Origin of the sequence: Longibacter sp., from assembly GCF_051155795.1 — a bacterium.
Taxonomy (GTDB): Bacteria; Bacteroidota; Rhodothermia; order Rhodothermales; family Salinibacteraceae; genus Longibacter.
Map to the genome: position 1 here is coordinate 1 of NZ_DAXETW010000078.1, position 2066 is coordinate 2066.

Sequence of the window (2066 nt, forward strand, 5' to 3'; positions counted from 1 at the left end):
AGTACAGGATCATACAACTGATTCAGTCGTTTGTCCAGCACGTTGCTTCCCCGACGCCATGTGGGGGATCTCCTTACAATGTCATCCTGCGCGATCCGCAGACGGTTTCTCTCGTTCGAGGGAAGGCAGAGTGCGGGCTTGTCCGTCTATTCTCACAACCGACCGCCGATTCTTCATGTCGCTACTTCGTCGATCCATGCGCACTGCGTTTCTGGGCCTGCTTCTCGCCTTCTTCGGCACGGCTCACGTCTCGGCGTCTTCAGGGTTAGCATCCGCGTCCGATTCCACCACCGTCTCCACGACGGTGACCGTGCGCGTTGTGTCGAATGATGCGAAGCTCGTTCAAGACCCGGTTGGAGGGGCTCGTGTCGTGATCCGGCATGCCGAAACGGGAGAGGTGCTCGCCGAAGGACGGCAGACCGGTAACTCTGGCAGCACGGACAAGATCATGAATCAGCCGCACGAACGAGGCGCCACAATCTATGAGGCACCCGGCGCGGCAAAATTCCAGACGACCATACCGCTCGCCGGTCCGACACCGGTCATTGTAACGGCCGAGGGGCCGCTCGACTACCCCGAATCGATGCAGACGGCGTCCGCTTCCGCCACGCTCGTGCCGGGAGAGGATATCACGGGCGACGGGCTCGTGCTGACGCTCCACGGCTTCATCGTGGAAATGCTGTCGCCTGAGGCCGGGGCACGCGTGGACGGAGGCACCGTTGCGGTACGCGCCCGGGTCCGGCTCCTCTGCGGCTGCCCCACCCAGCCGGACGGGTTATGGGATTCGAGCCGGTACGACATGAAGGCGCAGATCGTGAGTGCCGACGGCGAGGTGCTGACGGAAGCCCCGATGCGTTTTACCGGAACGACCAACGAGTACGAGGCGGACGTGCCGATGCCGTCTGAGAACGCCGCCACCCTCCGTGTGGTCGTCGCCGATGCCGAACGCGTCAATTTCGGCGTCGCGGAGCGGGAGATGTAAGCGGGGAGGAACGGGGAACGGGCCTCGGGGCCACGCATCGAATCGAAACAGCTTCTTCCGTTCGTTCCCACGACCTTGAACAGGGACGCCTTTCATTACGTGCATCTCACGGCTGAATTCGATGGCGAACACGCAGTTCTGGAATGATCGGTATCGCGCGGACGAGTACATCTACGGCACCGCTCCGAACGCTTTTCTTGCTCGTGCAGCGCTGGATCATCTGCCGGATCCCCCTGCGGAGGTCATCGATCTGGGGGCCGGTGAAGGGCGGACGGCGGTCTTTTTCGCGACACGGGGCTATGACGTGCGGGCGCTCGACGCATCCAGTGTTGGACTTCGGAAAGCGAATCAGCTTGCCGCGAGGCACGGGGTCTCGATCGCAACCGAGGAGCAGGACCTGACTCGCTGGGCGCCCGATGCCCAGGTGGATGCCGTTCTGTGTTCGTTCCTGCACTTCGCCCCGGACGAACGGCCCCGCCTGTACCGGATGATGCAGCAGGCCGTGCGTCCCGGTGGCGTCGTCATCGCTGAGTGGTTCCGGCCCGAACAGATCACCGAGGGATACGAGAGCGGCGGTCCGCCGGATCTCGATCTCATGATTACGGCCGACGAGCTTCGCGTGCACTTTCCTGAACAGGGAATTCAATACTGCTCCGACGCCACGCCCACGCTCGACGAAGGCGCTCACCACAGTGGTCCGGGGGCTACCGTGCGTCTTGTGTGGCGGAAGAAGGATTGAGAAAGACAGCGTCTACGTGTTATCCTGATCGTGTGTTGTCGGGGGCGCGTCCTTTCGTTGATGTGCTGACGCTGCTCCAGACGAATCCCTGCGGGATCCACCCTCAACGTTTCCGTCGTGAGTACCTGAATACGAGCACCATTGAACACGGCCTCATCTCTCCATGCCCGACTTATCATTTGAAGCGCCAAATCTGGTTTACATCGCTATCCCGGCGTTTATTCTCCTGCTGATCGTCGAGGCGATTGTTAGCACGCTCGATCAGTTCGACGAGCACGACCTGTTCGAGGGGAAAGACACCGCTGCGAGCCTGGCGATGGGCGTTGGCAACGTAATCACCAACCT

The 2066-nt window shown here is 61.5% G+C and carries 2 protein-coding genes and 1 pseudogene; all 3 read left to right on the plus strand.

What is annotated here, in order from left to right; all coding sequences use genetic code 11:
• The first annotated feature begins 175 nt into the window (after positions 1-175).
• On the plus strand, positions 176-982 hold the full coding sequence (locus tag ACFCU0_RS08380; protein WP_434973214.1) for a hypothetical protein: 807 nt from the start codon (positions 176-178) through the stop codon (positions 980-982).
• Between the two features lie 121 nt (positions 983-1103).
• Complete coding sequence (locus ACFCU0_RS08385) at positions 1104-1721, plus strand: class I SAM-dependent methyltransferase (RefSeq protein WP_434973215.1); 618 nt, start codon at positions 1104-1106, stop codon at positions 1719-1721.
• Between the two features lie 163 nt (positions 1722-1884).
• Positions 1885-2066 (plus strand): annotated as a pseudogene (locus ACFCU0_RS08390) (hypothetical protein); the annotation flags it as partial.